Here is a 25,751-nt window from a genome sequence, read left to right as displayed (position 1 = left end):
CCTGTTTCCATGCTACAATAAACAAAGGAAAATGTCCGGTCAGGGGAGGAATCATGATGACAAAACAGGCATTCATGCAAAAAGCGATTCAGATGGCGTGCGAAAACGCGTCGTCCGGCCACGGTACCCCCTATGGTGCCTTGGTGGTGAAGGACGGCCACATTATTGGAAGCGGTGTCAACGAGGTGACAGCCACCAACGATCCTACGGCTCACGCCGAAATCCTCGCGATCAGGGAGGCGTGCAAGCACGAGAACAGCATCAAGCTGGAGGGCTGTGTCATCTACGCGAGCGGAGAGCCGTGTCCGATGTGTTTGGCCGCCATTTACTATACCGGGATCAAAACGGTCTACTACGGCTATTCCAAGGAAGAAGCAGTGCCTTTCGGATTCAACTCCGGGGCGATTTACGAGCAGATTGCGCTGCCGATGGAGCAGCGTTCGGTCCAGATGAAAAAGCTGGAGAATGATCAGTCGGAGCCAAACCCGTTTGTCATCTGGGAGTAGACACAAGGGAAGCTGGACTGAATGGCTTGCCTGCCTGATGCGACAACATAGATAAGCTCGTGCTGCAGGCATGCGAGACAAACAAAAGGAGTTCATGAGCTACAACCCCTTGGTCGCAGCAAAATGGTCAAGGGGTTATTTCTTGTTCAAAAAAGGAGAGTAGGGATAGCTGCTTATCCGAGTGCTTCGTCACAAAAATGTCGCACATCGCGGGTCCTGTACTTTTCCTGACTTTACGTTATAATAAGTTTAGTAAAATGACTGTTGGCAGGGAGTGAACGATTCGTGTATAAAGCGTTGGTGGAATCCCACGTTGGTGGCTGGGAAGTGGCCTTTGTCCTTCTGATCATCGGCTATATCCTTTACCGTGCAGGAAAAGAACGGGTAGCAAAAATTCTACATATGATTTTGCGTCTGATGATTGTGATCATTGCTGTGTCCGGCATTTGGATGCTGTTTGCGTTTCGTGCGGGCGACTGGCTGTACTACGTCAAAGGCCTTCTCGCGCTGATTGTCTTTGGACTGATGGAAATGTCGCTGGGCCGCGCGCGCCGAAACGAAGCGAGCATCGGCTTTTTCGTCGGGGCGCTGGCGCTGATGGTCATCGTGATTCTGATCGGATATCGGGTAATCGTGTAAATAGTGTTTTGCAAGGAGACAGGCCAATTCCTACAAAGGGATTTGGCCTTTTTATATGCCAAGAAAACCGGAGAGACGATGTTTTTATTCCCCAATTTTTCTTTTTGGAGAAATACTCCACTTTATGATAACATATTGGAGGAATCATTCGTTTTTCTGCACGAAGCAATAGCCAAGGAGGTAACCGATGACAGAATCAACAGCAGACAGGGGAGAATGGACGACAACGAGTACAGGCAAAACAGCCACACTGCTGGAGATCAACAGTCTTCTTCCTTCCTACACCAAATCCGAACGCAAGGTAGCGCAGTACGTTCTGGCCCATACCGAAACCGTTATTTATGCGTCGGTCATTGATTTGGCGGAGAAGATCGGGGTGGGGGAGACCACGGTTTTGCGCTTTTGCCGAAAAATCGGTTTCCGCAGCTATCAGGAATTTAAGCTGGCACTCGCCCAGGAACTGGCAAATCCGTCCCAGCATTCCCGCGATGAGGTGACCAAGGAAGATTCATTGCATGCGATTGCGCAGAAGGTTGCCGCTTTTAACGTCCAGTCGATTCACGATACAGACGCCCTTTTGGATGTCGAACAACTAGGGCGCTGCGTACAGTTACTCATAGAGGCGAGAACGATTCATTTCTACGGGGTAGGTACCTCGGGGGTGACAGCTCTTGACGCCAAATACAAGTGCCTGCGTATCGGGCTTCGAGTAGACGCCTTTTCCGATGCGCATTTGCAAGCGATGGCAGCATCCACGCTGGAGCCGGGCGATGTGGCTGTAGGCATATCTGTATCGGGCAGTACAAAGGATACGATTGACGCCCTGAAACTGGCGAAAGAAGCCGGCGCCTCCGTCATCTGTCTGACTCATTACCGCCGGTCCCCGATTACGCAGCATGCCGATATTACGCTCTTGACCGCCGCCAAGCAGGGGCCGCTGGAGGGCGGTTCGCTCGCTGCGAAGATCGCCCAGCTTCACGTGATTGACGTACTGTGCACAGCGGTATCCCAGAAAATGAGCGACAAGGCGTTGACCTACAAGCAGAAGACAGCCAAAGCCGTATTGGATAAAGTGTATGAGCCAGCCCAACCGGGCAAAGGCAAACCATAAAATGAAAGAGATTGGACAGGTGACTTACATGAAGTGGAAAATCGTTGAGAATTACGAGGAGTTGAGCGCGGAGGCAGCCAGGCTTGTCGCTATGCAGGTCAAGAAAAAGCCCGACTCTGTGCTCGGACTGGCTACGGGAAGCACGCCGGTCGGCATGTACAAGGAATTGGCTCGTATGTATCGCGTAGAGAATCTGGACTTTTCCCGGATTACCACCTTTAATCTGGACGAATATGTCGGACTGTCGGTCGATCATCCGCAAAGCTATCATGTCTTCATGCAGGAGCATTTTTTCCGCCACGTAAATCTGCTCCCGGAGCATACTCATATTCCGAGCGGAGACGCCTCCGACCTGGCGACGGAATGTACCCGATACGAGCAAGCGATCAAGGCTGCAGGTGGAATCGATGTGCAAATCCTGGGGATCGGGGGGAATGGCCACATCGGGTTTAATGAGCCTGGTTCTGCGGCTGACTCCCGGACGAGAGTCGTTCAGCTCGCCCAAAGAACGATCGAAGACAATGCCCGCTTCTTTTCTTCCATCGAGGAGGTCCCGACAGCAGCGGTATCCATGGGAATCCAGACCATTCTGGAGGCCAGGAAGATCGTGCTTTTGGCCAGCGGCGAATCCAAGGCAGAAGCCGTTCACCGCATGCTGGAAGGAGAGCCGACAGCGGAAGTGCCAGCGTCCTTGCTCCAGCAGCATCCAGACGTGGTCGTCATCATGGATCGGTCGGCTGCCAGCCGTCTCAGCGCCGAATGCAAGGAAACCGAACACGCCCGTCTGTAAGGCGTGTTTTTTGCTGGACACGAAATGCAGAAGGCAGAGGGTTGTTCACCAATTCGTATCGGATAACCCTCCGGCGATTATGCTATACTGGGAATGGTAACAGGAAATACAAGCCATATCACGCAAAGGAGCTGATCCTGATGAGTACAAACGAAGCGCTTCTCACGTTGGAAGGTTGGTATACGTATCACGATTTCCGCAAGATCAACTGGGAAAAATGGAAGAAGGCGACTCCGGAAGAGCGCAATGCAGCTGTGGACGAGCTCCAAGGGCTCCTGAAAGCATGGGACGCAAACGAGCAGGAGCAGGCAGGCAGCACTGCCGTCTATTCCATCCTCGGACACAAGGCCGATCTGGTGTTCATGTTCCTTCGCCCGACCATGCAGGAGTTGGACGCGATCAAAACCGCCTTTAACAAGACGAAATTTGCCGACTTCACGGAAGTGGATTATTCCTACGTATCTGTAGTTGAATTGAGCAACTACGTACATAATCCGGGCGAAGATCCGAAATCCAACCCGCACGTCCGTGAGCGGCTCTATCCGACCTTGCCGAAATGGGAGCACATCTGCTTCTACCCGATGAACAAAAAGCGCGACGGACAAGACAACTGGTACATGCTGACCATGCAGGAGCGCGCGGAAATGATGCGCTCCCACGGCATGATCGGCCGCAAGTACGCAGGCAAGGTCAAGCAAATTATCGGCGGTTCCGTAGGCTTTGACGATTGGGAATGGGGCGTCACCCTGTTTGCCAACGATCCGCTCGAATTCAAGCACATCGTGTACGAAATGCGCTTTGACGAAGTAAGCGCGCGCTACGGCGAGTTTGGCAACTTCCTGGTGGGAAATCGCGTTACACCTGAAGACTTAATTAAGATGATTCAAGTATAATTTAGTACTTTAAAGCCTAATAAAGCAGCAAGGCGCTCGAAGATTTTAATCGGGCGTCTTATTTTGTATAAAAAACAGATAGACTGCGGGGGCGAGAAGCTTATGGCTATGAATATCTATCTCTTGAACTCAAAGGTAAGATGAGTACCGGTCAGCCGACTTCATACTATTGATAAAACAGAACAGGGATGAGAGAAGAGCAGTCCAGCACAAACCAACCGGAACTACAAATGTCGTATTTGTCCTAAATACCGAAAACAAGTGATATAATAAGAGAAATCCAGAAAATACTCCGAGAGTTATGTGAACGAAAAGGCGTAGAGGTTGTCTAAGCGGAAGCATTCTTGGATCATATCCTCATGATAGTGAACAAGAGAAGAGTGCCTCGTTCAAGGGGGAGTTCGTGAAAAAGGGTATTTTCAATAAAAATAGATTGCCCTCCGTTATACTTACTTGGCTAGGTCGAGGGTAATCATTTTCATATTCAGCACAGCTTGTGTCTGTGATGATTATTTACTGATGTGACGTATTTTTTTCAAACGGTCGTAGCGAAAATCGTAGGACTGACCTGTTAGCATTCAGTGAGTTTTGTTCAATGGATCTTTATAATTTTGTAAAGCTTCTTACCCGACTTACTTAACCGGTTTACTCACTTTTTCTTGCTGTTTTCACATATTTTCTTTGTAATAGCCTACAGGGGGGAATTTGACCGGGATCATTTCTCAAGGAGCGCAGATTACTTACAAACATCTGAATTCGATTCATTGTTGTGGTATTCGTTTTGACGATGGTCTAAATAATAAATCCCTTTCTGGTTTGCCTTTCCAGACGTATCGGGATCAGTTGCTTATCTTAATTTCTTTTGTTAAACACTTCCTGTTCCGGTCTTCTTCTACTGGTGATCAAACTCTTAATATAATCCAGTGTATTTAGAGTACCAACACAGTCCATTTTATTAAAAGTATAAATACTCAAATTAAAGAGGTAATGAAACACAGAACCCTCATGATATAACTTTGATAATGCATACCAAATTCTTTTTTTTCATCCTAAAACAAAACATCGTAATTTTGATGCTGAAAAACAGAAGAGGACTCTTACTTGCTAGTTTTAACTTACATATAGTTACTAGGAGCGTTTCCAAGAAAAAAGAACCAGTGTGTTTCGATTTAGAACCGTTACACACTGGTTGCTTAGGCTTTTTGAGCCTTTCTACTTGACCATGGATCAACTCAATTGTTAGCTTGTTTTTTTTTATTTCTGATGATTTCTACAGTGTATGTTGCAATTAGAAGGAATAAACTTACAGTCCAATAGTTTCGGTTTGCTAGATACGGAAACACTGCCAATAAACTATTATTTATAATGACAATGCCAATGTTCCTTGTAAAGTAAGTAATTACATATGACATTATCATTAAGATAGCAATTAAGTAAGGATAGTATTCAGCGATAATAGTTAACCTCCCTCCATACTGTTTTAATATGTGCGGGATTTAAGAGTCACACCACCACTATAAGCCCTTACAACGATACCATAGCCCTTGTTCTTGTTCGATATATAGGTTGCTCCGAGGTTAAAGATTAGTGAAATTATACTAGAAGAGATTGCGAGTCCTTTGGTTGGTGGGAAAAGGCTTAGAATAATTGATGCCAAGGCTGATGCAGCTGATACAGCAGCCATAGCATTTGCGAGCCACCGAGTATCATCATCACTTATATAGAGCCAATTCCCAACATCCCAGTTTGGACCTTCGTAATAGTACGTATCTTTATCGTATGCGTAATAAGTATACCCCTCATCATTGCCAAGAGTCGACACTTCATCACCAATTGTATTGTTTCCTTTAACTTTATTACCAATTGTATTGTTTTCTCTTTCTTTAAAAATGACGTTTGTTTGTTCAAAAGTGTCTTTTAACAGGTTATAAGTTTTATCAGGGATTACATTTTTTGCTTCTTTAGTAAGGTGATACCCTTTTTCATCAATTGTATAATAATCTTTATATTTTTCAATACTATCGAATATTTGTTTTAATTCAATTAAATCTACTGATTGGTTTACATTTAAAGCTTGGGCATGAGCAAAATTTCCAAAATGGAGAAATGGTGTAGTGGTTAAAGTTGTCGCTATAACTAAAGAAACACAGGTTGCAGACAAACTCCCTCGCTGAACGAACAGCAGAGGGAGTTTGTTTAATAATTTGATGAAAATACCGAAGGTGTTTTGATCGTTCACCTTTTGGCGACCTGATTTCCATAGCCAGGTCGCCATTTTTTTCAAGTTCATGGCAGCGAAAACAAGCATCGCCTGCATCGTGACCTTCTCCAGTCCTCGTAAGGTCGTCCAACGCATGCCATGCTTTTCCTTCATATCAGCGAATACACGTTCAATCGTTTCTTTCCGTTTGCTATAGATTTGTTTGTTTTCCTCGGTATGCCGGAGGTGGTCTACCTCTTCGAGGTAATCAGCCCAGATGTGGCGACTCACTCTCTTTGTGTAGTCTTTACTTTCCGTGCATTGTTTCAAGAACGGACAACTTCGGCAAACTTGAGAATTTGATCGATAGATACGGTACCCATCCTTGTTTGTTGTCTCATATGTTAAGATTTGCTCGTTCGGGCAGATGTAGCAGTCGAAATATTCATCATACACATATTCGTGCTTTTTAAAAAAACCTTCTTTGGTGCGTGGTCTTGTGTAGGGCATAACGGGGCGAATCTGGTCATCAAGGAGTGTTTTACTGATGTAAGGCGTCTTGTATCCCGAGTCCACTGCCACAGCTTGAGGCTGTGCAAACGTCTTTCGCACTTGATTCAAAACATCCTCAAAAACCTGACTGTCATGCACATTGCCTGGCGTTACCTTGGCACCAAGCACAAATCCATTTCGATCACATGCTGTATGAAAACTATAAGCAAATACACGTTCCTTTTTGTGAATGCTAATCTAATAATTGACCACCTAGTGGTACATCGCTCATAAAAAAGTTGACCACCTGAGCACCTCTTTCCTGTATCTTGTAGTTGTCTAGACAACAAGATATAGGAGGAAAGGAAATGCTTCAGATGGCTAATTATGAGTTTATCAGGAAACAACACTTTCTGCTAGGGAAGTCGATTCGTCAAATTTCTCGCGAAACTGGCTACTCGCGTCAAGTGATACGAAAAGCCTTGACATCAACGGAAATCCCTGTATACCAGCTTTCAAAACCGAAGCCGAAGCCAGTCATTGATTTTGTCAAGCCCATCATCTTGGAATGGCTGCGTCAAGATGAACAGGCTCCCCCGAAGCAGCGTCATACTGCCAAACGTATTTACCAGAGACTCGTTGACGAACATGGATTCACCGGCGGTGAATCTACTGTACGACGCTACGTCAGAGAGTTGCGGGTTTCTCCTCCTAAAGCATTTGTCCCTCTTGATTTCCCGCCAGGGCGATTTGCCCAATTTGACTGGGGTGAGGTTACGGTTCATTTACAAGGGAAACAAGTGAAGGTTCAAGTCTTTTGTATGCGTTGCACATACAGCAGAAAGATTTTCATCAAGACATTTGCTCATCAGAAGCAAGAGGCTCTTCTCCAAGGTCATGTAGATGCTTTTGAATTTTTCGGTGCTGTTCCCCAAGTCATCACATACGACAACCTGACAACAGCCGTTAAGAAGGTATTGGAAGGCAAAAATCGCGAGGAACAAGAGCGATTTATTCAGCTACGTGCCCACTACCTGTTTGAAAGCTATTTCTGTGATCCGGGAAAAGGGCATCAAAAAGGCCAAGTGGAAAACCTCGTACAGTTTGCCCAGAGGCAATTTTTTGCACCTGTTCCTAGTGTTTCTTCTCTGGAGGAGCTAAATCAAATCCTCCTCGAAAAATGTATCTCTTACGAGAATACAACCGTTCCCCGGTCTTCCCTAACGGTTGGAGAAGCATTTGTTCAAGAGTTGCCCATCATGCTTCCATTGCCTCCACGGCCATTGGATTGTTTCCGTGTTGTACCCGTGAAAAGCAATACGCTATCCATGATCCACATTGAAAAAAATGCCTATTCCGTCCCGGTTTCCTATGCATCGACCCAACTTATTTGCCGAGTATTTGCTGAAAAAATTGAGGTGTATCACGGAAAAAGCCTGATTGCGACGCATGAGCGGTGCTTGGAAAAAGGAAAGGAGATTTTGCAATACGATCATTATCTGGATTTACTTCTTATTCGCCCAGGAGCAGTTCTTTATGCTAGACCATTGCATCAGGCAGGATTACCCGCCATTTACCAAAAGTTCTTGGACAAGTGCCGTAACCGACCAGGAGGGATGAAGGAGTTCGTTCGACTCTTGCTTTTGCACCGTGAATTCGATACTTCTCTCGTCGAAGAAGCACTGGGGGAGGCCTGCCAAAAAGGGATGTTCCAGTATGATGCCGTAAGGCAATTATTGTTTCAGCGAACATTGCCGGAACACCGTTTGCCCCAACTCTCGTTGGCGGAGGATAGCTCTGTTCCACGTATTCAGGTAAAGGCCCCAGATCTTAGCCAGTACAATCGTTTGTTACAGAAAAGGAGTGTGGTTCATTGAGTACGAGTTTCCTGCTTGAAACCTACGCGAAACGCCTTCGCTTACCTGCGATTAAACGTGTCTATAAGGAAATCGCCCATGATGCTGCTGAACGGCAAATTCCCTACGAGGAGTTCCTCTTAGCCCTACTAGAGCAAGAAGTTCAGCAAAGGGATGCTAACCAAATCGCGAGTCGCATCAAGCACGCCAAATTCCCTTCTATGAAAACGCTCGATCAATTTGAATTCTCGGCGATTCCGTCCCTCAATAAGCCCAAATTGCTTCAACTGGCTCGTTGTGAGTACATCGAAAAGGCAGAGAACATCATGTTTATCGGAAACTCTGGCACTGGCAAAACTCATCTCTCCATTGCACTCGGGAAGGAAGCTTGCCATCATGGCTATTCCGTTCAGTTTTGGACTGCCGCTAAAATATGTAACGAGCTTATGGAAGCTCAGTCCCAAAAGCGAATCCTCCAGCTAGAGAGGCAATGGTTGAAAACAGATTTGATTATTTTGGATGAAGTCGGGTTTGTCCCTCTGAGTCGGACCGGGGCGGAGTTATTATTCCAATTTTGTGCGGCCCGCTATGAGAAAGGAAGCATGATCATTACCAGTAATCTGGAATTTACGGAATGGACACAGATTTTCAAAGATGAGCAAATGACGTCAGCCCTGGTTGATCGGCTTACCCATCGTGCCCATATCTTTGCAATGAATGGAGACAGCTATCGCTTTAAGCAGAGCATTCAAAGATCGTGATCATGAAAAAGTTACCCACCCGACGGGTGGATTGATTTTTGCCATGGTGGTCAATTTTTTGATGAGCACGGTGGTCAACATTTTGATTGACATTCACACCTTTTCCCCTTTTACAAACAATCCGCAATCCGGGTCAGTTGTGCTGACTTTCACCTCCTTCTTCGAAGTTTCTGTCTTTTTTTCAAGGGGCTTCTTTCCATGTGCAATACGATCCTGATTGATTTCTTCGTCCAGCAGCTCTTGATATTTCTTCGCTTGTTCTTCAACGATTTCTTTCACGTATTTATGCTTATTCGCACTGGCTTTTACATGCGTAGCATCAATGAAAAGCACATCAGGCTTCACGAATCCATGATGAACCGCCTCCTCCAATATTCGAAGGAAGATCGACTCGAAGAGTTGAGTATCCCGAAAACGGCGAACATAGTTCTTGCCTAGGGTCGTGAAATGGGGAATGGGCTGACTGAAATCATAGCCAATAAACCACCGATAGGCAACATTGGTTTCGATCTCTTTAATCGTTTGTCGCATGGAACGAATTCCAAAAATATATTGGATGAAAGCAATTTTAACTAAGACTACAGGGTCAACACTGGGTCTGCCATTGTCATGACAGTAAAGGCTTTCCACCAAGTCATAGATGAACGAAAAGTCGATTGCATTTTCAATTTTTCTTACGAGATGATCTTCTGGCACCAACTCATCTAGCGAGAATGCAGATATCTGATAACGCCCTTCGGCCTCTTGCTTATTAAGCATAATGCCACCTCTAAAAAATAACTTTTGAAAACGTAACATGTTCTATATTCAACAAAAAAGCCTGCAGACCCTGTTCCTTACGGAACTTTGTCTACAGGCTGGAAACAATCTTTTTCACACAAATACCCTCCTAATTGGTTAATATTGTAATTAAAATCATACTAAGTTTTCTTGATGTTTTCAAGAGAAATTATCCAAATATTTCCCTTTTCTGAAAAATGATTGTAAGCGGGTGGTTCTTTAACCTGTAGTATATTGGTTCGATTGTTGTTATATAGATTTATATAACGAGTGAGATTCCAACTACTGTTATCGAGGTAAACTGTACACGGTAGGGTGATGATAGGTGGAAACATAAAATTTCACTGGGGCTCCTGTATTAAAGATTAGCTTAATAATTAAAACACATCGATGAACTGTAATACCTACCATCTGTTGTGTCTAGCTTACACAAGCACCAAGAATATTACCTTTATAAGAAAGAGGATTTCTGGCAGCAGGAAGTACCGCATTTGCAGCAGAAACTAAATCTGCCGGGATGATAAAAGAAGAAGCAATCAAGCGTCTGGCTGAACAGACGAGATCGTCGCGAATGGTTGTGGATCTGCCTTCTCGTTTGAACGGCTATAGCTTTGATGAGCACGATGCTCTTTATGAAAGGGGAGAAGTTTACAGACTGGTCTACGACTATATGAACGAGGATCCTCGCTATCTGGACGCGAAAAGCGGCAAAATGCTGAACATATGGGGAACGGAAGCAAAAGACTATGAGATTACTCCGCTTGGAAACACCATCAGCAAGTCAACGGGAGAAAAATCGATAACGCAGGCAGAGGCGAAAAAAATCGCGGACGATCTGCTGAAGAAGCTTCCGGGTTCATACCGGTTTCTGCAATTTAGAGGGGGCAGCTCCGCCCAAAACCTAGAGCAAGTAGTGGAACGACACGCAGGTATGGAATATGTGCCCGCAGATCCGCAAAAGGAAAAGACCGAGAAGGTGACAGTGATTATTAGCCCTAAAGGCGAACTGCTCCAATATTATAAAGAGATAAATTCAGAAAGCAAAAAAGTTGACAAGGCAATTTCCTATGAACAAGCGAAAGAAATTGCCCTTCAGATGGTGAAGACCTTAATGCCTGAACGTTTGGGGGAACTGTATCTGATCGAACGAAATCCTCCTTCCGATCAAGAGGTCGAGGAGATACTGGCAAGTGGGAATCGGAATTATGTGTTCAGTTACGGTTTACTGATCGATGGCATCCCATTTGATCCTCTTTATCTTGATGTCAGGGTAAAACCTGGTACAGGGGAACTGGTGGAATTTGGATTTCTACAAGACGCAAAACCCCCAGCCACCCTCCCAGCAGCAAAAATCGACCGGGAAGCAGCAAAGAAGATCGAGCAGAAGAATCAAAAAGCCATGCTCACTTACTTTCTGCCGGAGAATTGGATGGATAAAGCCAAACGTGGAGAGAAGCAAACACCAATGCTCGTCTACCGCTACATAGGCGATGAAGGACTCGTAGATGCGGTCACCGGCGAATGGATCATTCTGGATAAACAGAGAGAGAAAGAAAGCAAGGGCCGAAAATAAGCGGAAAAAGAACCGATGTATCTACGGCATGAGGTACGGCATGAGGAAAGATATCCATGACAAAATCTCTGTTTAATGGCAAAATTGATGTGAGCAAAATGAACAAAACGTAAAAGTCGAAAGGAGTTGGACGAAGTGACGAGAAAAAAGCAGTCCTGGAAGCTTGCAGCCGGGCTGACTGCAGCCGTGTTGATGACGTCATTGCCTTTACCCGCAGGAGGACTTCTGGCAGTGGGCAGTACCGCATTTGCGGCAGAAGCGAAAACGGGCGGGATGACAAAGGAAGAAGCGGTCAAAAAACTGCAAGGCTATGTATCCATCCCGGGTGATTTCAAGCTGGAGCGGGCTACCTACCTGGACCCGGAAAGAGAATCCTTCTATGATCGCCCATCCTGGCGCCTGAGCTGGGATGATGGGAAAGAAGGCGGTATTTACGCGACGATCGATGCGAAGACAGGCGTTTTGCTGGACTACTCGAAATATACGGAGCAGCGGGAAAAAGGGGCAGGGGAAGCAAGTCTGGAGGAAGAAGCCGCTCTGGCAAAAGCGCAGGAGTTCATAAAAAAGGTAGCGCCAAAAGATGAGCAGCGGAAGCTCTCCCAGCCGAATGAATACAAACAGCTGCTTCCTTACTACTATAGTTTGGGAAGTGAACACACATTTGCATTTACGCGGGTGGAAAACGAAATACCCTTCCTGGAGAACGGTTTTCAAATCGTCGTCTCCCAGGACGGGGAGGTAGTAGAGTATCACAGGTTGTGGAGTGACGAGGCGCTCCCGGACGCAAAGGATGTGCTTGGGGCAGCGGAAGCAGAGAAGCTGCTGGCGGAACGGACCAGCCCTTCTCTTGTGTTTGTGGAAAAGTCATCACTGACCAGGCAGCCCCTTCAAGACCGGAGTCAGTATCAGCTAGTCTATCGCTACCTGGAAAGCGACCCCCAGTTTTTGGATGCGAGTAGCGGCAAAGCCTTGAACCAGCGGGGCGAGGAAGCGAAGGAATCCGTGTTCAAGCCACTGGGTAGCGCAGTCCGCAAGACGGACGGTGAAGATCGCGTCATAACCAAAGAAGAGGCGCAAAAAATAGCCGACCAGGTGATCAAGCTTCTCCCCGGCTCGTATCGTTCCGATGGCAATCGGGGCAGCGGAAGCAGCACAGGACCTGACGGAATCGAACGGCGCAACTGGAGCTTTGATTACACTCCGCTTCACACCCAGGAGAAAAATGTGGAGCCGGTCAAGCTTCGGATCAGCGACCGGGGAGAGCTGATCGAATATTCCAGCAAGGAACGAGGTTTTCGTGCAGAGACTGGCAAAAAGATCGAAAAAGCGGTTTCCTACGAAAAAGCGAGCGAGAGTGCCCAGCAACTGGTGAAAACGCTGCTTTCCGACCGCCTGGGCGAAATTTATATGATTGATCGCACGCCTACGGAACAACAAATCGAAGAGCAACTGGAACGTGGTCAATACTACTACATTCCGTTTGGCTGGATGAAAGACGGCATTCCGATCGAGCATGCCGAGTTTGAAGTCGTGGTCAATCCTGAGACGGGTGAAGCGGAAACGTTGAACCTTCGCGGGGAAGGCTATCCGAAGATCGAGAGCCCGACAGCTGCCAAGATCGACAGGGAGGCGGCCAAAAAAGTAGAGCAAGAGCAGCAAAAAGTGTTGCTCACCTACTATCAGCCGCTGGCGAACTACTACAGGGCAGCGCCGGACAAACAAAAGCCGCTTCTCGTCTACCGCTATGCAGGGGACCGTGGCATGGTGGATGCAATCACTGGTGAATGGATCAGTCTGGACAAGCAGCTTGAAAAAACGAAGGCAAGCGATATCTCGGATCATCCTGATCGGGAGGCATTGCAATTTGCCGTTCGTTTGGGCCTGTTTCCGGTAATCGACGGGAAGGTTGAGCCGGATAAGGAGGTGACCCGAGGCGAAATGGCCGTCATCGCTTCCCATCTCATTGAGCGCATCGAATTTCACCGTTCGTACAGCCTCTCCAGCGACGAGGGGCGACAGCCGTATCGCTTTGATGATGTCGATCCAAAGCATCCGCTGTACGGCGTCGTCCAGAAGGGAGTTCAGACCGGTCTCTTCGCCAAGAAAGGGAGCAGATTCGAACCGGATCGTCCGATTACCCGGGCGGAGGTGGCTGAATTCGTAGCACGCCTGCTGGGATACGGCGACCTTTTGGATAAAACGGACATCTTTTCTGCCCCATACGGAGACGTAGAGAAAAACGCTGTTCCAGCGATAGCGCTCGTCCATGCGTTCGGGCTTCTGGGCGAAAAGGGGAAAGCCGATTTTAAGCCGAACGGGACGCTTACCAGAGCAGAAGCGGCCAGGCTGGTTCAGAAGCTGATCGAACTCAAGAAAGACTACAGATAGAGAAAAATAGCTGGCTTCGGTCAGATGGATGACTGCCGATTTTGCAAAAGAAATCGGCAGTCTTTTCCATGTTTCTATCCGAGACGGAAGGGAGGGATCGTTCTTCCATCGATATCTGTAAAGCCGTATTCCTCTGCCAGCTCCCCTACTCTCACGATTTGACCGCTTTTTTGCTTCACTTCCGGGTCACCTGCCAATGCGCAAATGGCACGCCCGATGTAGTGAGGAGTTTCGGTGTTCTTCAATTCCTCGACAGCTTGCCAATGGTCTGCGTCCGTGTTGAACGCGGCCAGCACAAGTTCTGTTCTCATCCATCCCGGAGAAACCGCGACAACGGCGATGTTGTCAGCCTGAAGTTCTGTTGCCAGTCCGTACGCCATTCGGTTTAACGCGTTTTTTGCTAAATCATAGTAAAAATGTCCAGTGTATTTGTGATCGTCCCAAAATGTTGTATGCACGATCAGACCTGATTGGCGCCTCCGCATAAGCGGGACGGCGAAGTGGTTGGTCGCAAGCTGTGCCCGCACACCTGCCTGAAACATGTGATCCCAATGCAGCAAGGGCAGCTCCCAAAAAGGCTGATATTCGATAGCCAGCTCGTTCCCGCCCCACACATTATTCACCAGGATGTCCAATCGTCCTTGCTCCTGTTGGATGCGGTCAATGACAGCTTCTGTTTCTTCGTCGTTTGTGTGGTCGCAACGAACGGCAAATGCGGTTCCTCCATGGGATTGAATTTCTGCTGCAGTGTCGTCAATTGTTCCCGGATAGTTTTGCGTAGATTTTCCTCTGACACTTCTCCCGGTGACATACACCGTCGCCCCGGCTTTCGCCAGCTCCACCGCAATTCCTCGTCCGGCGCCTCTGCTTCCCCCCGTGACCAAAGCGATTTTGCCTGTCAATGGATTCATGGAACAGATCTCTCCTCTCGATTAACCTTGCGTAAAAGCAAGTCATGCCTCTATTTTTGCAGGCCAATATGACATCTGCTGTCTTGATTGCCAAAATTTCAGTTGGCTTCTTTGCCCTAGGGTTGTCCCTCTTTTCAGCTCCTTTACGAAAGCCCCGGCAGAGGTGCAGATGAAACCTGAAAGCACGGCAGAAGACTTTCCTGCCTCACGATGCTACAAGAAGACAGCCACCACCCAATCCGAATCCATTGCAGTCATCAACATTTCGTGTAAGATGGGGAAAGGAGGGGTGCCCATGTCTATTCGGCTGCGATTGCTGCTTTCCTATACAGCCATGCTTTTGATTACCGTGATTTTATTTGTCGCGGCCGTGTTTCTCATCGCCGTGGCGGTGACAGGGGACGTCAGGCATGTACGCGACCTGTACACGAGCCGCTATGCCGTCATGCCGTTGACCGAGCCGGAGGAGACCGTGTCTGTAGAGACCAAGTTTCTCGGCAAGAGCGACCCCGAGCAGCTCCTCGACGCGGCATTTTTGCGGGAGCTCGAGCAGCGGTTGGCTCCTGTTCAGGCGGGGATTCTCGTCCGCAAGGGCAGCGAAATCCATCACGCGACGCCGATGCTGCAGGTGCCAGGGATGAAGGCGGCGCTTCCGCCCTACGAATTCGGCAACCTGCATGTACGCGACATTTTGGAGACGGAGGGCCGCTTTTTTTCCTACGTCAAGTTTGATTTTCACTTTGCCGACAAGACAGAGGGCGGCGTTTACGTAATGAAAGAGGTAAGCCCTTATGCGGAGCTGACCCGCAGCCTGTTGCCTGTCTTGATCCTGTTTTTGCTGTTGATGCTTGCGCTGATGAACGGCTTGCTGAACTTCCTCGTCTCGCGGAGCATTATCCGGCCGCTGTACCGGTTGAAAACGGCAACGGAGCAAATCAGGGACGGCGAGCTGGATTTTCATATTGAGCAGTCCGGCCGCGATGAGATCGGCCAGCTCTCCCAAGCCTTTGAGGATATGCGAAAAAAGCTGAAGGAATCCGTGGAGCTCCAGCTGCAGTACGAGGAAAACCGCAAAGAGCTGATCTCCAATATTTCTCACGACCTGAAAACGCCGATCACCTCCATTCTCGGATATGTAGAAGGGATTCGCGACGGGGTGGCGGACACGCCGGAAAAGCTGGAAAAATATCTCGATACGATCGCCCGCAAGGCAAAGGGTATGGACCAATTGATCGATGAGCTGTTCCTGTTCTCAAGGCTGGATCTCGGAAAGCTGCCGTTTACCTTTGAACGCTTGGACATCGGACGCTTTCTGGAGGATTACGTAAGCGAGCTGCGATTTGACCTGGAAGAGAAAAATGTGACGGTCGAGTTTGAACGGCAAGGGTCAGCAGTTTCGGCAGCCCCATCAACGCCCCCGGCGCTCGTACTGGCGGACCGCGACAAGCTGAGGCGGGTTCTGGCCAATGTCGTCGACAACAGCTTGAAATACAATGACAAGCCGGAAAAGCGGATATCCTTTTCGCTGCAAGTCGATACTGGACAGGTGCGAATCGAGATTTCCGACAACGGTCCGGGAATCGATCCAAGAGCGATGCCGAATATTTTTGATCGGTTTTATCGGGCGGAGCAGTCACGTAGTACGGACACGGGAGGGAGCGGCCTTGGCCTGGCCATCGCCAAGCAGATCGTCGATGAGCATCGGGGCACGATCAAAGCGAGCAGCATTGCTGGCGAAGGAACGGCCATCCTGATCACCCTGCCGCGTGTAGAGGGGGCAGAAGCATGACGAAAAGCATTCTCGTCGTTGAAGACGATAAAAGCATTGCAGAGCTTCAACGTGATTATTTGGAAATAAATGGGTTCCGTGTGGATGTGGAGCACTCCGGCAGCGCTGGACTTGCAAAGGCGCTGGAAGGCGACTACGATCTGATCATCCTTGATGTCATGCTGCCCCATGTGGACGGATTCGAGCTTTGCAAGCAGATTCGTACGAGCAAAGACATCCCGATCCTGCTGGTCACGGCCAAAAAAGAGGAGATCGATAAGATCAGGGGGTTCGGTCTGGGAGCAGATGATTACGTGATCAAGCCGTTCAGTCCCGGAGAACTGGTGGCCCGCGTCAAGGCGCATCTGGCCAGGTACGAACGCCTCTCGGGCGGAAGGGAGCAGCGCAGCGACGAGATCCAGATCAGGGGTTTGCGGATCGACAAAGCGTCGCGTCGCGTCTTCGTCAACGAGAGGGAGGTGCCTTTTACCACGAAGGAATTTGACCTGCTGGCGTTTCTCGCAGCCAATCCGAATCGCGTTTTTAGCAAAGAACATCTGTTTGAACGCATTTGGGGACTGGATTCCGCGGGTGATATTTCTACCGTGACGGTCCATATTCGCAAGCTCCGGGAAAAGGTGGAGACCGATCCCTCCCATCCCCAGTATATCGAGACGGTCTGGGGTGCCGGGTACCGGTTTACGGTGTAGGAGAAGCTTGTTTAGAAAATGTTTCGACCCGCTTAAGGTTTTTTTAAGAACTGCTTTAGAACGGGTTTAGATTTGCTCCCTATCCTGAGGAGGAACGAGAATCCTCTGGAATGGAAGGAGCGTTACCACATGAAAAGAAAAGCTTCGCATACAATCACCGGACTGCTTGCCACCGCTGCAATTGGTACGTCTGTTCTGATACCTGTTCAATCTGCCTGGGCAGCGGCCAACTTTGCCGATATAAACAAAGCCGGGTCTTATCAGGCTGCAGTGAAAACGCTGGCAGAACAGCACGTATTCGAAGGATACGGTGCTGATCTGCTCAAGCCGCAGCAGGCGATTACCCGTGCCGAGCTGGCCAAGTTGGCGGTGGCGGCATTCGGTCTGCCGACAGGTCAGGGAAGCGCAGCTTTCACCGATGTAGGAAGCGGCGACTGGTTTCATCCGTACGTGACGGCTGCTGTCTCCGCGGGCATCATGAGCGGAGACGAAGCAGAATTCCTGCCTGATCAACCGCTGACCGTCAGTGAACTGGTGCATGTCGTGGCGAAAGCAAGCAAAACAGATAGAGCGGCCCTCCAGAAAATCCTGGGCAATGCGCAGTCTCAGGCGAAAGCATCCAGAGCCGAGGCGGCTTATCTGGTGGTCGAGGCCAAGCGTACGGCCCAGCAGGCCCAGCAGGTTCAGCAGGCAGCCGAGAACAGAGTGACGAGCATCGAAGCGCAGAACGTGATTACGCTGGTCGTGAAGTTCGCGAAGCCTTTGCCAAAAGAAGAGGTGGAGCTGGAAGCAGCGAAGAAAAACTTTGTCTTTGACAACGGCTTGACCATCCGCAATGTGCCGCAGCTGATGACAGGCACTGAAGCGACGTATATCGTGCCGACCACCGTTCAGAAAGAAGGAACCACCTACACATTGACGTACAAAGGGAAACAGGCAGGCACATTTGAAGCCAATCCGGAGAAGCTTGCCCTCCGTTCGACCCAGCAGGTTACAAGCGACACGTTTGAAGTGGAATCCAGTCTCGAAGACGGCGTCACTGACTACGGAAACGTCATCGTAGCGTACCGCAACTCTCGCCCGAATCCGTTCGCTCTCGACGAGAACAACCAGTACAACGGAAAAACGTATGAAATTCTCTCCTCGATGCGGGATATATCCGTCACGATCACGCCAGAGGGCGGCGAACCGATCAGAGCGGGCTACGTTCCTTTCACGCAAGCAACCGATGGCCGCCAGGCGCCAAAGTTCCGACTGCCTGACGGACAGAAGCTGAAGCCGGGCACCACGTACACGGTGACAGCGGATTGGGCGACGCTGCAGAAAAACACGTTCGTCGCAACCGAGAAGGCGCCGCTGACGATTGAAGAAGTGAAGGCTGCGGATGAAAAAACGCTGTCTGTCACCTTGGCCGAAGATCCGAAGGACGAGCTTTTCGCCTTGCGCAGCATTACGCTGACAGCACCGGACGGTACCAAGCTCACTGCCGATTACAAGCTGACAAGCCGCAAGGGTCAGGTAGGGACATTTGAATTGAAAGACGGAGCGCTTGAAGCGGGCACGACATACGAGGTCGCTCCTGCAGGCGACTGGGCGATTGCGGATAGTGTCCGTGTAACGCTTGAATAGAATGTTGATCTCCCGCACAAGTTTATGAATTCTATGCCGCGAGAGTCTCTCATGAAGAGAGACTCTCTTTGTTTTGCACGGCGTTTTTGATACTGTATTAGGAGGAAACAAGCTCTGCCGGACATGGCCGGGAAAAGGGACAAGAACAAAACAAAGATGACCAACCAAAGAAGGACGGAACAGCAATATGCCTTTAAAAATTGGATACCGAACGATAAAAACTGCAATTGGTACGGGAGCGGCGATTCTGATCGCTCAGCAGCTGGGCCTTTCTTTCTATGCCTCGGCCGGAATTATTGCGATTCTCTGCATTCAGGTGACGCGAAAACAGTCATTTCGGACGGCGATCAACCGCATTCTCGCCTGCCTGCTGGGGTTGGTGGTCGGGGTTGCGCTGTTTGCCCTCCTCGGGTTTCAGCCTGTAGCGCTGACGCTGCTCATCCTCGTCTTCCTCCCGCTGGCTGTCCGCTTTGGCATTCAGGAGGGCTTCGTGACCAGCATGGTCGTCCTCTTGCATCTCTATTCTGCGGAGCGGATGGACGTGCCCGTCATTTTAAACGAGCTTGCCCTCGTTACGATCGGCGTTGGCGTTGCCTTGCTGGCCAACCTCTACATGCCCAGCCTGGAAAAGGAGCTGAAGGGCATGCAGGCGGCCGTGGAGCGGAACTTTGCGACGATTTTGCAGGAGTTCTGCTTTTACCTTCGCCACGGCCAAAGCGATTGGGACGGGCGCGAGATGATCGAGACCGAAAAAATGCTGGAGGAAGCAAAGCTGCTGGCCTGGCGGGATGTAGAGAACCGCATCGTCCGCAAAGAGGAAGACACCTACTACGAGTATTTCGTCATGCGGGAAAAGCAGTTTGAATACCTGGAGCGGATGCTGCCGATCGTATCGACACTCAGCGTGCAAGTGCCGCAGGGGCATCAAATCGCGGATTTTCTCGACCACCTGAGCCATTCCATCCATCCGGGCAATACGGCGTACCGCTTCCTCGACAAGCTGCAGGTGATGCGGGAAGAGATCCAAGAGGCGCCGCTGCCCCAGTCGAGAGAAGAATTCGAAACCCGCGCGTCACTCTTTACCTTGCTGCGGGAGATCGAGCAATACTTGTATATTAAGCACCAGCTGGGCAGGAAAAGTCCGGTGAAGAGGAAAGAGCAGGGGTATTAGAAGTGAGTGCAAAACCGCCCGGAGGCTGCAATAGTTGCTGTTCCGGGCGGTTTATTCGTAATTACTGATTGCATTTGGCAAAGGAGAGAAAACTGTGAAGAAAAGATATATGATAAGTTTTATTGCCTCTATTCTTATGATTATTTCTTCTTTAATAAGTTTGCTTCTAAGATTATCTATGTCTTTATCTATCGCTTTACCAACCCTTTTATTAGTGGGAGGAATCTGCTTCTTTATATCTGCCTTCGTATCCATGAAGAAAGAAAAGGAATAGACGAGTTTGATCGCGGAACAGAGAGTCGGAGAGCATTTGCCACAGTTCGATATACCCCCAGTCCACTTTGTCCCCCATATCCATATTTCACCAAGCATCCTCTCTGTACGGCTAGAATTGCCGCCAAGTATCCACAGGATCTGTGATTTCTTCTTTTGCAGCAATTACTCCCTACTTAATTGAGCCATCCACTTCCCCAAACCCCTAAATTTTCGCAATGGTTACCATTGCGATTTCTCATTTTTTCATAAATTTCAACTATGATACTGTAAAGCAAAGAACATCGAGAGAGGAAAGGAGTGCTGCGCGTTGTTGCCATTTCGCGTCATCAACCAGAAAACGACTGAACAAATTTTGGACATGGCCCGCGTCATCGAGACGGTGGAACAAGCCTATACGCTGAAAGCCCAAAAGGAGGCCACCCTGTTCCCCATGGTTTTCCACGAATTCGAGCCGGGCAAAGCGGATATGGACATCAAGTCCGGCCATCTGACAGGTGCCAACATTTTCGGATTGAAGCTGGTCTCCTGGTTTGGAGAAAACACGGAGAAGAATCTGCCCCAGCTGATCGGAATGGTCATGGTGCTGGACAGCCGTACAGGCGCTCCGCGGGGAATCCTCAGCGGCGAGCATATCACATGCATGCGCACGGGTGCAGCCGGGGGGATCGGCGCCAAATACTTGGCGAGACCGGAGTCGGAGCATCTGCTGATCGTCGGCAGCGGTCATCAAGCCCCTTTTCAAATCCTGGCCACGTTGATTGCCATGAAGCATGTAAAAAAAGTATCTGTATACAACGCCCGCTCCTACGAACGAGCTGCTGCGTTTTGCGAAAATATCCAGTCCAGGCTGCTCAAAATGGTCGCCTCCCAGTTTAAAGGACAGGATGATCTCTTAGGCGAGTACACCAAGCGCTGTCAGATCGAATTTGTTCCCGTAGAGAACATCGAGCAGACGACAAGAGAAGCGGACATCATCATCACCGCTACATCTGCCCGTCAGCCGTTGATCCGGAAAGAATGGGTAAAGCCGGGAACACATATCACCTGTGTCGGAGCGGACATGGAAGGCAAGCAGGAGATCGATGAGCATTTGTTTGCCGCAGCCCGCGTTTTTGTAGACGACGTCAGGCAATCGGTGAACGTTGGAGAAATGGAGATTCCCGTAAAGAAAGGCGTCGTTACGAAAGAGACAATCATAGCGGAAATCGGCGAAGTGATTCTGGGCCGGACAGCCGGACGGACGTCGCCTGAAGAGATTACGATCTTTGACAGCACCGGCATCGCCCTGCAGGATTTGCTGACCGCCAATCTTGTGCTTGAGGTGGCGGAAAAGACGGGTGCCGGTACGGTAGTCGAACTCTAAAAAAGGGAGGAGTAAACAAAAGATGCAGGTAAAACCGTTTAAAGTCGAAGAGTGGATGAATGAATATGAAATGGACGCGGTCTACAACATCGCCGAGACATGCGTGGACTCTCTGACCGTGGAAGAATTGATCCGCCTGTCTGATGAGCCGGAGCACTTTTTTGGCGAACTGGCAAAAATGAAGCTGACGTACGGGCATATCGAGGGATCGCCGGAGTTTCGCTCGCTGGTCGCCGGTTTGTACAAAACGATGAAGCCGGAAAATGTCATTTCGATGAACGGCGCCATCGGGGCCAACTTCCTGCTGCTTTACTCACTCGTGGAACCGGGGGACGAGGTCATTACCGTACATCCGACCTATCAGCAGCTGTACTCGGTGCCGGAATCGTTCGGGGCACAGGTGAAGCTCCTCGGGCTGCGTCCGGAAAACGGATTTTATCCCGATCTGGGTGAACTGAGAAGCATGGTCAGCCCGAAAACGAAGCTGATCTGCATCAACAATCCGAACAACCCGTCCGGCGCGCTCATGGGCGAAGAGATGCTGCGCGAAATCGTGGAAATCGCCCGCAGTGTGGATGCCTATCTGCTCTGCGACGAGGTGTATCGCGGACTGCATCAGGACCCCGAGGTCGTCGTTCCGTCCATTGCGGACCTGTACGAGAAAGGAATCAGCACAGGCAGCCTGTCCAAGGTGTTTTCGCTTGCCGGCCTGCGTCTCGGTTGGATTGCGGGACCGCTTGCCGTGATCAAGGAATGTGTCAAGCACCGCGATTACAATACGATCAGCTGCGGCATGATCGACGACGTCCTCGCCGTGCATGCATTGAAAAACTACGACAAGATCATGGACCGCAACCTCGGAATCGTCCGCACCAATCTGCAAATTCTGGACGACTGGGTGCAAAATGAACCGCTTATCTCGTATGTGAAGCCGCAGGCCGGGACGACAGCGATGCTGAAATACGAGCTGGACATCCCGTCCGAGGAGTTTTGCATCGACCTGTTCAAAACGACCGGGGCCTTCTTGACGCCGGGAAGCTGCTTTGACATGGAAGGCTATGTGCGGATCGGCTACGCGTGCGCCACAGACGTGCTGCGCGACGGTCTGGCAAAAGTATCAGAATATCTAAGGGCCCGCCGCTAAGTGCTGGCCCTATAAAAATACAATTGATTGCATAAATATAAAAATGTTATTATTAAAAAAAGTTTAGGGAGGGGAAACTGCTTATGGCGCAACCAGAAATGAACACCAAGCCTTCGCTTTCCAAGGTGAAAGAAATAAACGTCTTCGTCTTGCTCTTTGCCGTGCTGGCGATCGCGGTCGTCTTGACCTATCTGATCCCGGCGGGCGAATACGGACGCGTGGACGTAAACGGCAGAAGCGTCGTCGATCCGCAATCATTCCAATTTATCGAATCATCTCCGGTAAAGCCGCTTGGACTCGTTAACAGCGTCCATACCGGCATGGAGGAAGCGGCGGGCATTATCTTTTTTGTTTTGATTATCGGCGGAACCTTCGGTATTTTGACAGCAACCGGGGCGATTGAGGCTCTGATCGTCACGCTCTCACGAAAGCTGCAAAACCAGGAAAAATGGCTGATTCCGATCATGATGTTCTTCTTTGCCATGGGGGGATCATTGATGGGAATGGCGGAAGAAACGATTCCGTACATAGCCATTATGATACCGCTGGCAGTCGCTTTGGGATTTGACGCGATCACCGGGGCGGCGATCGTCCTGGTGGGCGCCTCCGTCGGCTTTACGTCGGCGATCATGAACCCGTTTACGGTCGGGGTAGCGCAAGGCATTGCCGAGCTTCCGACGTTTTCCGGGGCAGCGTACCGCATTGCCGTCTTTGCCGTAATGTACATCGTCTCGGTCGGATTTGTCTACCGCTATGCGATGAAGGTGAAAAAGGACCGCTCACACGGGTTCTTCGGCAATTTTGAGGGGAAAGACGCCTCGGAGCTGCTGCGCGGCGATATTGTTCTTACGACGAGACACAAATGGATTCTCGGCTGTTTTGTGGTCAATTTTGTCGTTCTGGCCTTCGGCGTAATCAAATACGGCTGGTATATTACGGAAATTGCCGGACTGTTCCTACTTTTGGGAATTGTCATTGGGTTAATCGGGAAACTCTCGTCCAACACGATTGTAGAATCATTCATGAAAGGAGCCTCCGGCGTAATTGCAGGGGCGCTTGTGATCGGCGTTGCCCGCGCGGTCGTGGTCGTGCTGAACGAGGGCCACATTCTCGATACGATCCTCTACTATGCAGCTGCGTTGATCAATGAGATTCCGGCGACGCTGACCGCGTTTGGCATGCTTGTGCTGCAAACAATCATCAGCTTTATCGTGCCGTCCGGCAGCGGAATGGCCGCCTTGACGATGCCGATCATGACACCGCTCGCCGATCTGGTGGGCGTGACGAGACAAACCGCAGTGCTCGCGTACCAGTTTGGGGACGGGATTTCGAATATTTTCATCCCTACGTCCGGGTACTTCATGGCGGGCCTGGCAATTGCCGGGATTCCATGGATGCGCTGGATGAAATGGATCCTGCCGTTGATCCTCCTTCAGTACGGCATCGCCATTGCCGCAGTAGTCGTGGCCCAGCTGATCGGCTACGGGCCGTTTTAAGAAACATTGGAACAGGGGGATGTTTCGCGGACCAGCGAGCTTCCTGCCTGCATCATTTTTGCTAGGAGCGTGATTGTATGACTAGAGCCTTGTGCACTCCAGAACTCGCCCAATGGGCTGTCGGCCACCGCCGCTACCTGCACCAAAATCCGGAGCTGTCCGGGGTGGAATTCGAGACTGGCGAATACATCAAAAAATGTCTGCAGGAGCTGGACATCGAAATTCTCGACTTTCCCGCACCGAGCGTCGTCGGCTTTTTGAAAGGAACCGAAGGGAAAAAGACGATTGCGCTGAGGGCTGACATCGACGCGCTGCCAGTTCTGGAGGAAGGCGAGAAGGATGGCTATATTTCCAAGCGCGAGGGCATCGCCCATGTCTGCGGCCATGACGGACATACGGCCGTGCTGCTCGCCGCCGCCAAATGGCTGTCGGAAAACCGGCAGGAAGTGAAGCCGAACGTGCTGTTTTTGTTCCAGTCCTCGGAGGAAATGCTGCCGAGCGGGGCGGAAAAACTGGTGGCCCAGGGAGCGGTCGACCAGGCGGATGCGGTCTTTGGCCTGCACCTCTGGCAGCCGCTGGAGAAAGGAAAGATCGGCATCACCTACGGCGCGATGATGGCGTCGGCGGACGATTACCGCATCGTCATCGAAGGAAAGGGCGGGCACGGCTCGATGCCGCATGAGACCATCGATCCGATCTACATCGCCAGCCATGTGATCGGCGCTTTGCAGGGAATTGTCGGACGCCGGATGAACGCCATCGAGCCGGCGGTCATCTCTGTGGGTAAAATCGAAGCGGGGACGACGTACAACATCATTCCCAACCAGGCGGTCATGTCCGGCACGTTCCGTTCGCATTCGGAAGCGACCCGCCGGGCTCTGGCGGAAGAAATGAAGCGGACCGTCGAGGGAATCTGCGCCGCTTTCGGAGCAAAGGGGACGCTGGAGGTCGACTGGGGCACGCCGCCGGTGGTCAATGACAAAGAGATGAGCCAGTTCGTGGAGCAGGTCGTGACAGAAAAGCTCGGAAGCGAGCTGCTTGTTCATGTCGATCCGGTCATGGGCGGCGAAGACTTCTCCCACTACTTGCTCAAAAAGCCGGGCGCCTTTGTGTTTGTCGGCATGAACGGCGAAAAGAGCGCCTATCCGCATCATCACCCTCGCTTCGATATCGACGAAGACGTGATGCCGACAGCGATCAATCTGTTCATTCAACTCGTCAAGCAGTTTGCATAAGGACTTGCCGACAAAGGTGACCTAATAGGCTCGCCCGGCCGTTTGCACAAGGAGTTTGC

Annotated in this window: 18 protein-coding genes and 2 pseudogenes; 17 read left to right on the top strand and 3 right to left on the bottom strand. The window is 50.0% G+C overall.

What is annotated here, in order from left to right; translation table 11 throughout:
- The first annotated feature begins 56 nt into the window (after positions 1 to 56).
- From NST96_RS21175 to hemQ, 5 genes are all read left to right on the top strand, one after another.
- The gene (locus NST96_RS21175; RefSeq protein ID WP_342404491.1) at positions 57 to 506 is read left to right on the top strand and encodes a nucleoside deaminase; all 450 of its coding nucleotides are present in this window, start codon (positions 57 to 59) and stop codon (positions 504 to 506) included.
- 285 nt (positions 507 to 791) lie between these two features.
- Positions 792 to 1,145: a DUF1516 family protein gene (locus tag NST96_RS21170; protein WP_003389528.1), complete on the top strand. Its 354-nt coding sequence runs from the start codon at positions 792 to 794 to the stop codon at positions 1,143 to 1,145.
- 187 nt (positions 1,146 to 1,332) lie between these two features.
- Positions 1,333 to 2,256 carry a MurR/RpiR family transcriptional regulator gene (locus NST96_RS21165; protein WP_003389527.1) on the top strand — a complete coding sequence of 308 codons (924 nt, stop codon included), beginning with the start codon at positions 1,333 to 1,335 and terminating at the stop codon, positions 2,254 to 2,256.
- Between the two features lie 28 nt (positions 2,257 to 2,284).
- The gene (gene nagB / locus NST96_RS21160) at positions 2,285 to 3,046 is read left to right on the top strand and encodes a glucosamine-6-phosphate deaminase (protein WP_003389526.1); all 762 of its coding nucleotides are present in this window, start codon (positions 2,285 to 2,287) and stop codon (positions 3,044 to 3,046) included.
- A 140-nt stretch (positions 3,047 to 3,186) separates the two neighbouring features.
- Positions 3,187 to 3,939 carry a hydrogen peroxide-dependent heme synthase gene (gene hemQ, locus NST96_RS21155; RefSeq protein ID WP_172920602.1) on the top strand — a complete coding sequence of 251 codons (753 nt, stop codon included), beginning with the start codon at positions 3,187 to 3,189 and terminating at the stop codon, positions 3,937 to 3,939.
- Positions 3,940 to 6,193: 2,254 nt separating this feature from the next.
- Here the strand turns inward: hemQ and NST96_RS21150 are convergent.
- Positions 6,194 to 6,877 (bottom strand): annotated as a pseudogene (locus NST96_RS21150) (IS1182 family transposase); the annotation flags it as partial.
- A 122-nt stretch (positions 6,878 to 6,999) separates the two neighbouring features.
- Between NST96_RS21150 and istA the strand changes: the two are divergent.
- Both istA and istB read left to right on the top strand, forming a co-directional pair.
- On the top strand, positions 7,000 to 8,508 hold the full coding sequence (gene istA / locus NST96_RS21145; RefSeq protein ID WP_251256056.1) for an IS21 family transposase: 1,509 nt from the start codon (positions 7,000 to 7,002) through the stop codon (positions 8,506 to 8,508).
- Positions 8,505 to 9,248, top strand: coding sequence for an IS21-like element helper ATPase IstB (gene istB / locus NST96_RS21140; protein WP_025846873.1), 744 nt, complete (start codon positions 8,505 to 8,507; stop codon positions 9,246 to 9,248). Before istA ends, istB begins: the two co-directional genes overlap by 4 nt.
- 99 nt (positions 9,249 to 9,347) lie before the next feature.
- Here istB and NST96_RS21135 read toward each other — a convergent pair.
- Positions 9,348 to 10,007, bottom strand: a pseudogene (locus tag NST96_RS21135) (transposase); the annotation flags it as partial.
- Between the two features lie 592 nt (positions 10,008 to 10,599).
- Between NST96_RS21135 and NST96_RS21130 the strand changes: the two are divergent.
- Positions 10,600 to 11,601 carry a YcdB/YcdC domain-containing protein gene (locus NST96_RS21130; RefSeq protein WP_338463316.1) on the top strand — a complete coding sequence of 334 codons (1,002 nt, stop codon included), beginning with the start codon at positions 10,600 to 10,602 and terminating at the stop codon, positions 11,599 to 11,601.
- 135 nt (positions 11,602 to 11,736) lie between these two features.
- Positions 11,737 to 13,989 carry an S-layer homology domain-containing protein gene (locus NST96_RS21125; protein ID WP_327985924.1) on the top strand — a complete coding sequence of 751 codons (2,253 nt, stop codon included), beginning with the start codon at positions 11,737 to 11,739 and terminating at the stop codon, positions 13,987 to 13,989.
- Positions 13,990 to 14,063: 74 nt separating this feature from the next.
- Here the strand turns inward: NST96_RS21125 and NST96_RS21120 are convergent, their stop codons facing one another.
- Positions 14,064 to 14,900, bottom strand: coding sequence for an SDR family NAD(P)-dependent oxidoreductase (locus NST96_RS21120; protein WP_003389521.1), 837 nt, complete (start codon positions 14,898 to 14,900; stop codon positions 14,064 to 14,066).
- A 295-nt stretch (positions 14,901 to 15,195) separates the two neighbouring features.
- Between NST96_RS21120 and NST96_RS21115 the strand changes: the two genes are divergently transcribed.
- From NST96_RS21115 to NST96_RS21080, 8 genes are all read left to right on the top strand, one after another.
- Entirely contained in the window at positions 15,196 to 16,689 is a 1,494-nt protein-coding gene (locus NST96_RS21115; RefSeq protein ID WP_031931890.1) for a HAMP domain-containing sensor histidine kinase, read from the top strand.
- Entirely contained in the window at positions 16,686 to 17,378 is a 693-nt protein-coding gene (locus NST96_RS21110) for a response regulator transcription factor (RefSeq protein ID WP_003389519.1), read from the top strand. The genes NST96_RS21115 and NST96_RS21110 overlap by 4 nt, the downstream gene beginning before the upstream one ends.
- A 129-nt stretch (positions 17,379 to 17,507) precedes the next feature.
- Positions 17,508 to 19,007: an S-layer homology domain-containing protein gene (locus NST96_RS21105; RefSeq protein WP_003389518.1), complete on the top strand. Its 1,500-nt coding sequence runs from the start codon at positions 17,508 to 17,510 to the stop codon at positions 19,005 to 19,007.
- Between the two features lie 187 nt (positions 19,008 to 19,194).
- The gene (locus tag NST96_RS21100; RefSeq protein WP_003389517.1) at positions 19,195 to 20,178 is read left to right on the top strand and encodes an aromatic acid exporter family protein; all 984 of its coding nucleotides are present in this window, start codon (positions 19,195 to 19,197) and stop codon (positions 20,176 to 20,178) included.
- Positions 20,179 to 20,761: 583 nt separating this feature from the next.
- Positions 20,762 to 21,817: an ornithine cyclodeaminase family protein gene (locus NST96_RS21095; RefSeq protein ID WP_342404478.1), complete on the top strand. Its 1,056-nt coding sequence runs from the start codon at positions 20,762 to 20,764 to the stop codon at positions 21,815 to 21,817.
- A 22-nt stretch (positions 21,818 to 21,839) separates the two neighbouring features.
- Positions 21,840 to 22,961: an aminotransferase gene (locus tag NST96_RS21090; protein WP_342404476.1), complete on the top strand. Its 1,122-nt coding sequence runs from the start codon at positions 21,840 to 21,842 to the stop codon at positions 22,959 to 22,961.
- An 83-nt stretch (positions 22,962 to 23,044) separates the two neighbouring features.
- Positions 23,045 to 24,457 carry an AbgT family transporter gene (locus tag NST96_RS21085; RefSeq protein ID WP_024983896.1) on the top strand — a complete coding sequence of 471 codons (1,413 nt, stop codon included), beginning with the start codon at positions 23,045 to 23,047 and terminating at the stop codon, positions 24,455 to 24,457.
- A 77-nt stretch (positions 24,458 to 24,534) separates the two neighbouring features.
- Positions 24,535 to 25,692 (top strand): amidohydrolase, encoded by a 1,158-nt coding sequence (locus NST96_RS21080; RefSeq protein ID WP_003388904.1) that lies wholly within the window; start codon positions 24,535 to 24,537, stop codon positions 25,690 to 25,692.
- Positions 25,693 to 25,751: the final 59 nt, after the last annotated feature.

It is taken from the genome of Brevibacillus sp. FSL K6-2834 (assembly GCF_038592925.1).
Lineage (GTDB): Bacteria > Bacillota > Bacilli > Brevibacillales > Brevibacillaceae > Brevibacillus > Brevibacillus borstelensis.
The sequence above is the reverse complement of the archived record's forward strand: the minus strand, read 5'-3'. Positions and strand labels throughout refer to the sequence as shown.

Coding starts and splice junctions, on each gene's coding strand:
- NST96_RS21175 (WP_342404491.1), top strand. CDS start 57: ATGACAAAACAGGCATTCATGCAAAAAGCGATTCAGATGGCGTGCGAA.
- NST96_RS21165 (WP_003389527.1), top strand. CDS start 1,333: ATGACAGAATCAACAGCAGACAGGGGAGAATGGACGACAACGAGTACA.
- nagB (WP_003389526.1), top strand. CDS start 2,285: ATGAAGTGGAAAATCGTTGAGAATTACGAGGAGTTGAGCGCGGAGGCA.
- hemQ (WP_172920602.1), top strand. CDS start 3,187: ATGAGTACAAACGAAGCGCTTCTCACGTTGGAAGGTTGGTATACGTAT.
- istA (WP_251256056.1), top strand. CDS start 7,000: ATGCTTCAGATGGCTAATTATGAGTTTATCAGGAAACAACACTTTCTG.
- NST96_RS21130 (WP_338463316.1), top strand. CDS start 10,600: ATGGTTGTGGATCTGCCTTCTCGTTTGAACGGCTATAGCTTTGATGAG.
- NST96_RS21120 (WP_003389521.1), bottom strand. CDS start 14,900: ATGAATCCATTGACAGGCAAAATCGCTTTGGTCACGGGGGGAAGCAGA.
- NST96_RS21115 (WP_031931890.1), top strand. CDS start 15,196: ATGTCTATTCGGCTGCGATTGCTGCTTTCCTATACAGCCATGCTTTTG.
- NST96_RS21110 (WP_003389519.1), top strand. CDS start 16,686: ATGACGAAAAGCATTCTCGTCGTTGAAGACGATAAAAGCATTGCAGAG.
- NST96_RS21105 (WP_003389518.1), top strand. CDS start 17,508: ATGAAAAGAAAAGCTTCGCATACAATCACCGGACTGCTTGCCACCGCT.
- NST96_RS21100 (WP_003389517.1), top strand. CDS start 19,195: ATGCCTTTAAAAATTGGATACCGAACGATAAAAACTGCAATTGGTACG.
- NST96_RS21090 (WP_342404476.1), top strand. CDS start 21,840: ATGCAGGTAAAACCGTTTAAAGTCGAAGAGTGGATGAATGAATATGAA.
- NST96_RS21085 (WP_024983896.1), top strand. CDS start 23,045: ATGGCGCAACCAGAAATGAACACCAAGCCTTCGCTTTCCAAGGTGAAA.
- NST96_RS21080 (WP_003388904.1), top strand. CDS start 24,535: ATGACTAGAGCCTTGTGCACTCCAGAACTCGCCCAATGGGCTGTCGGC.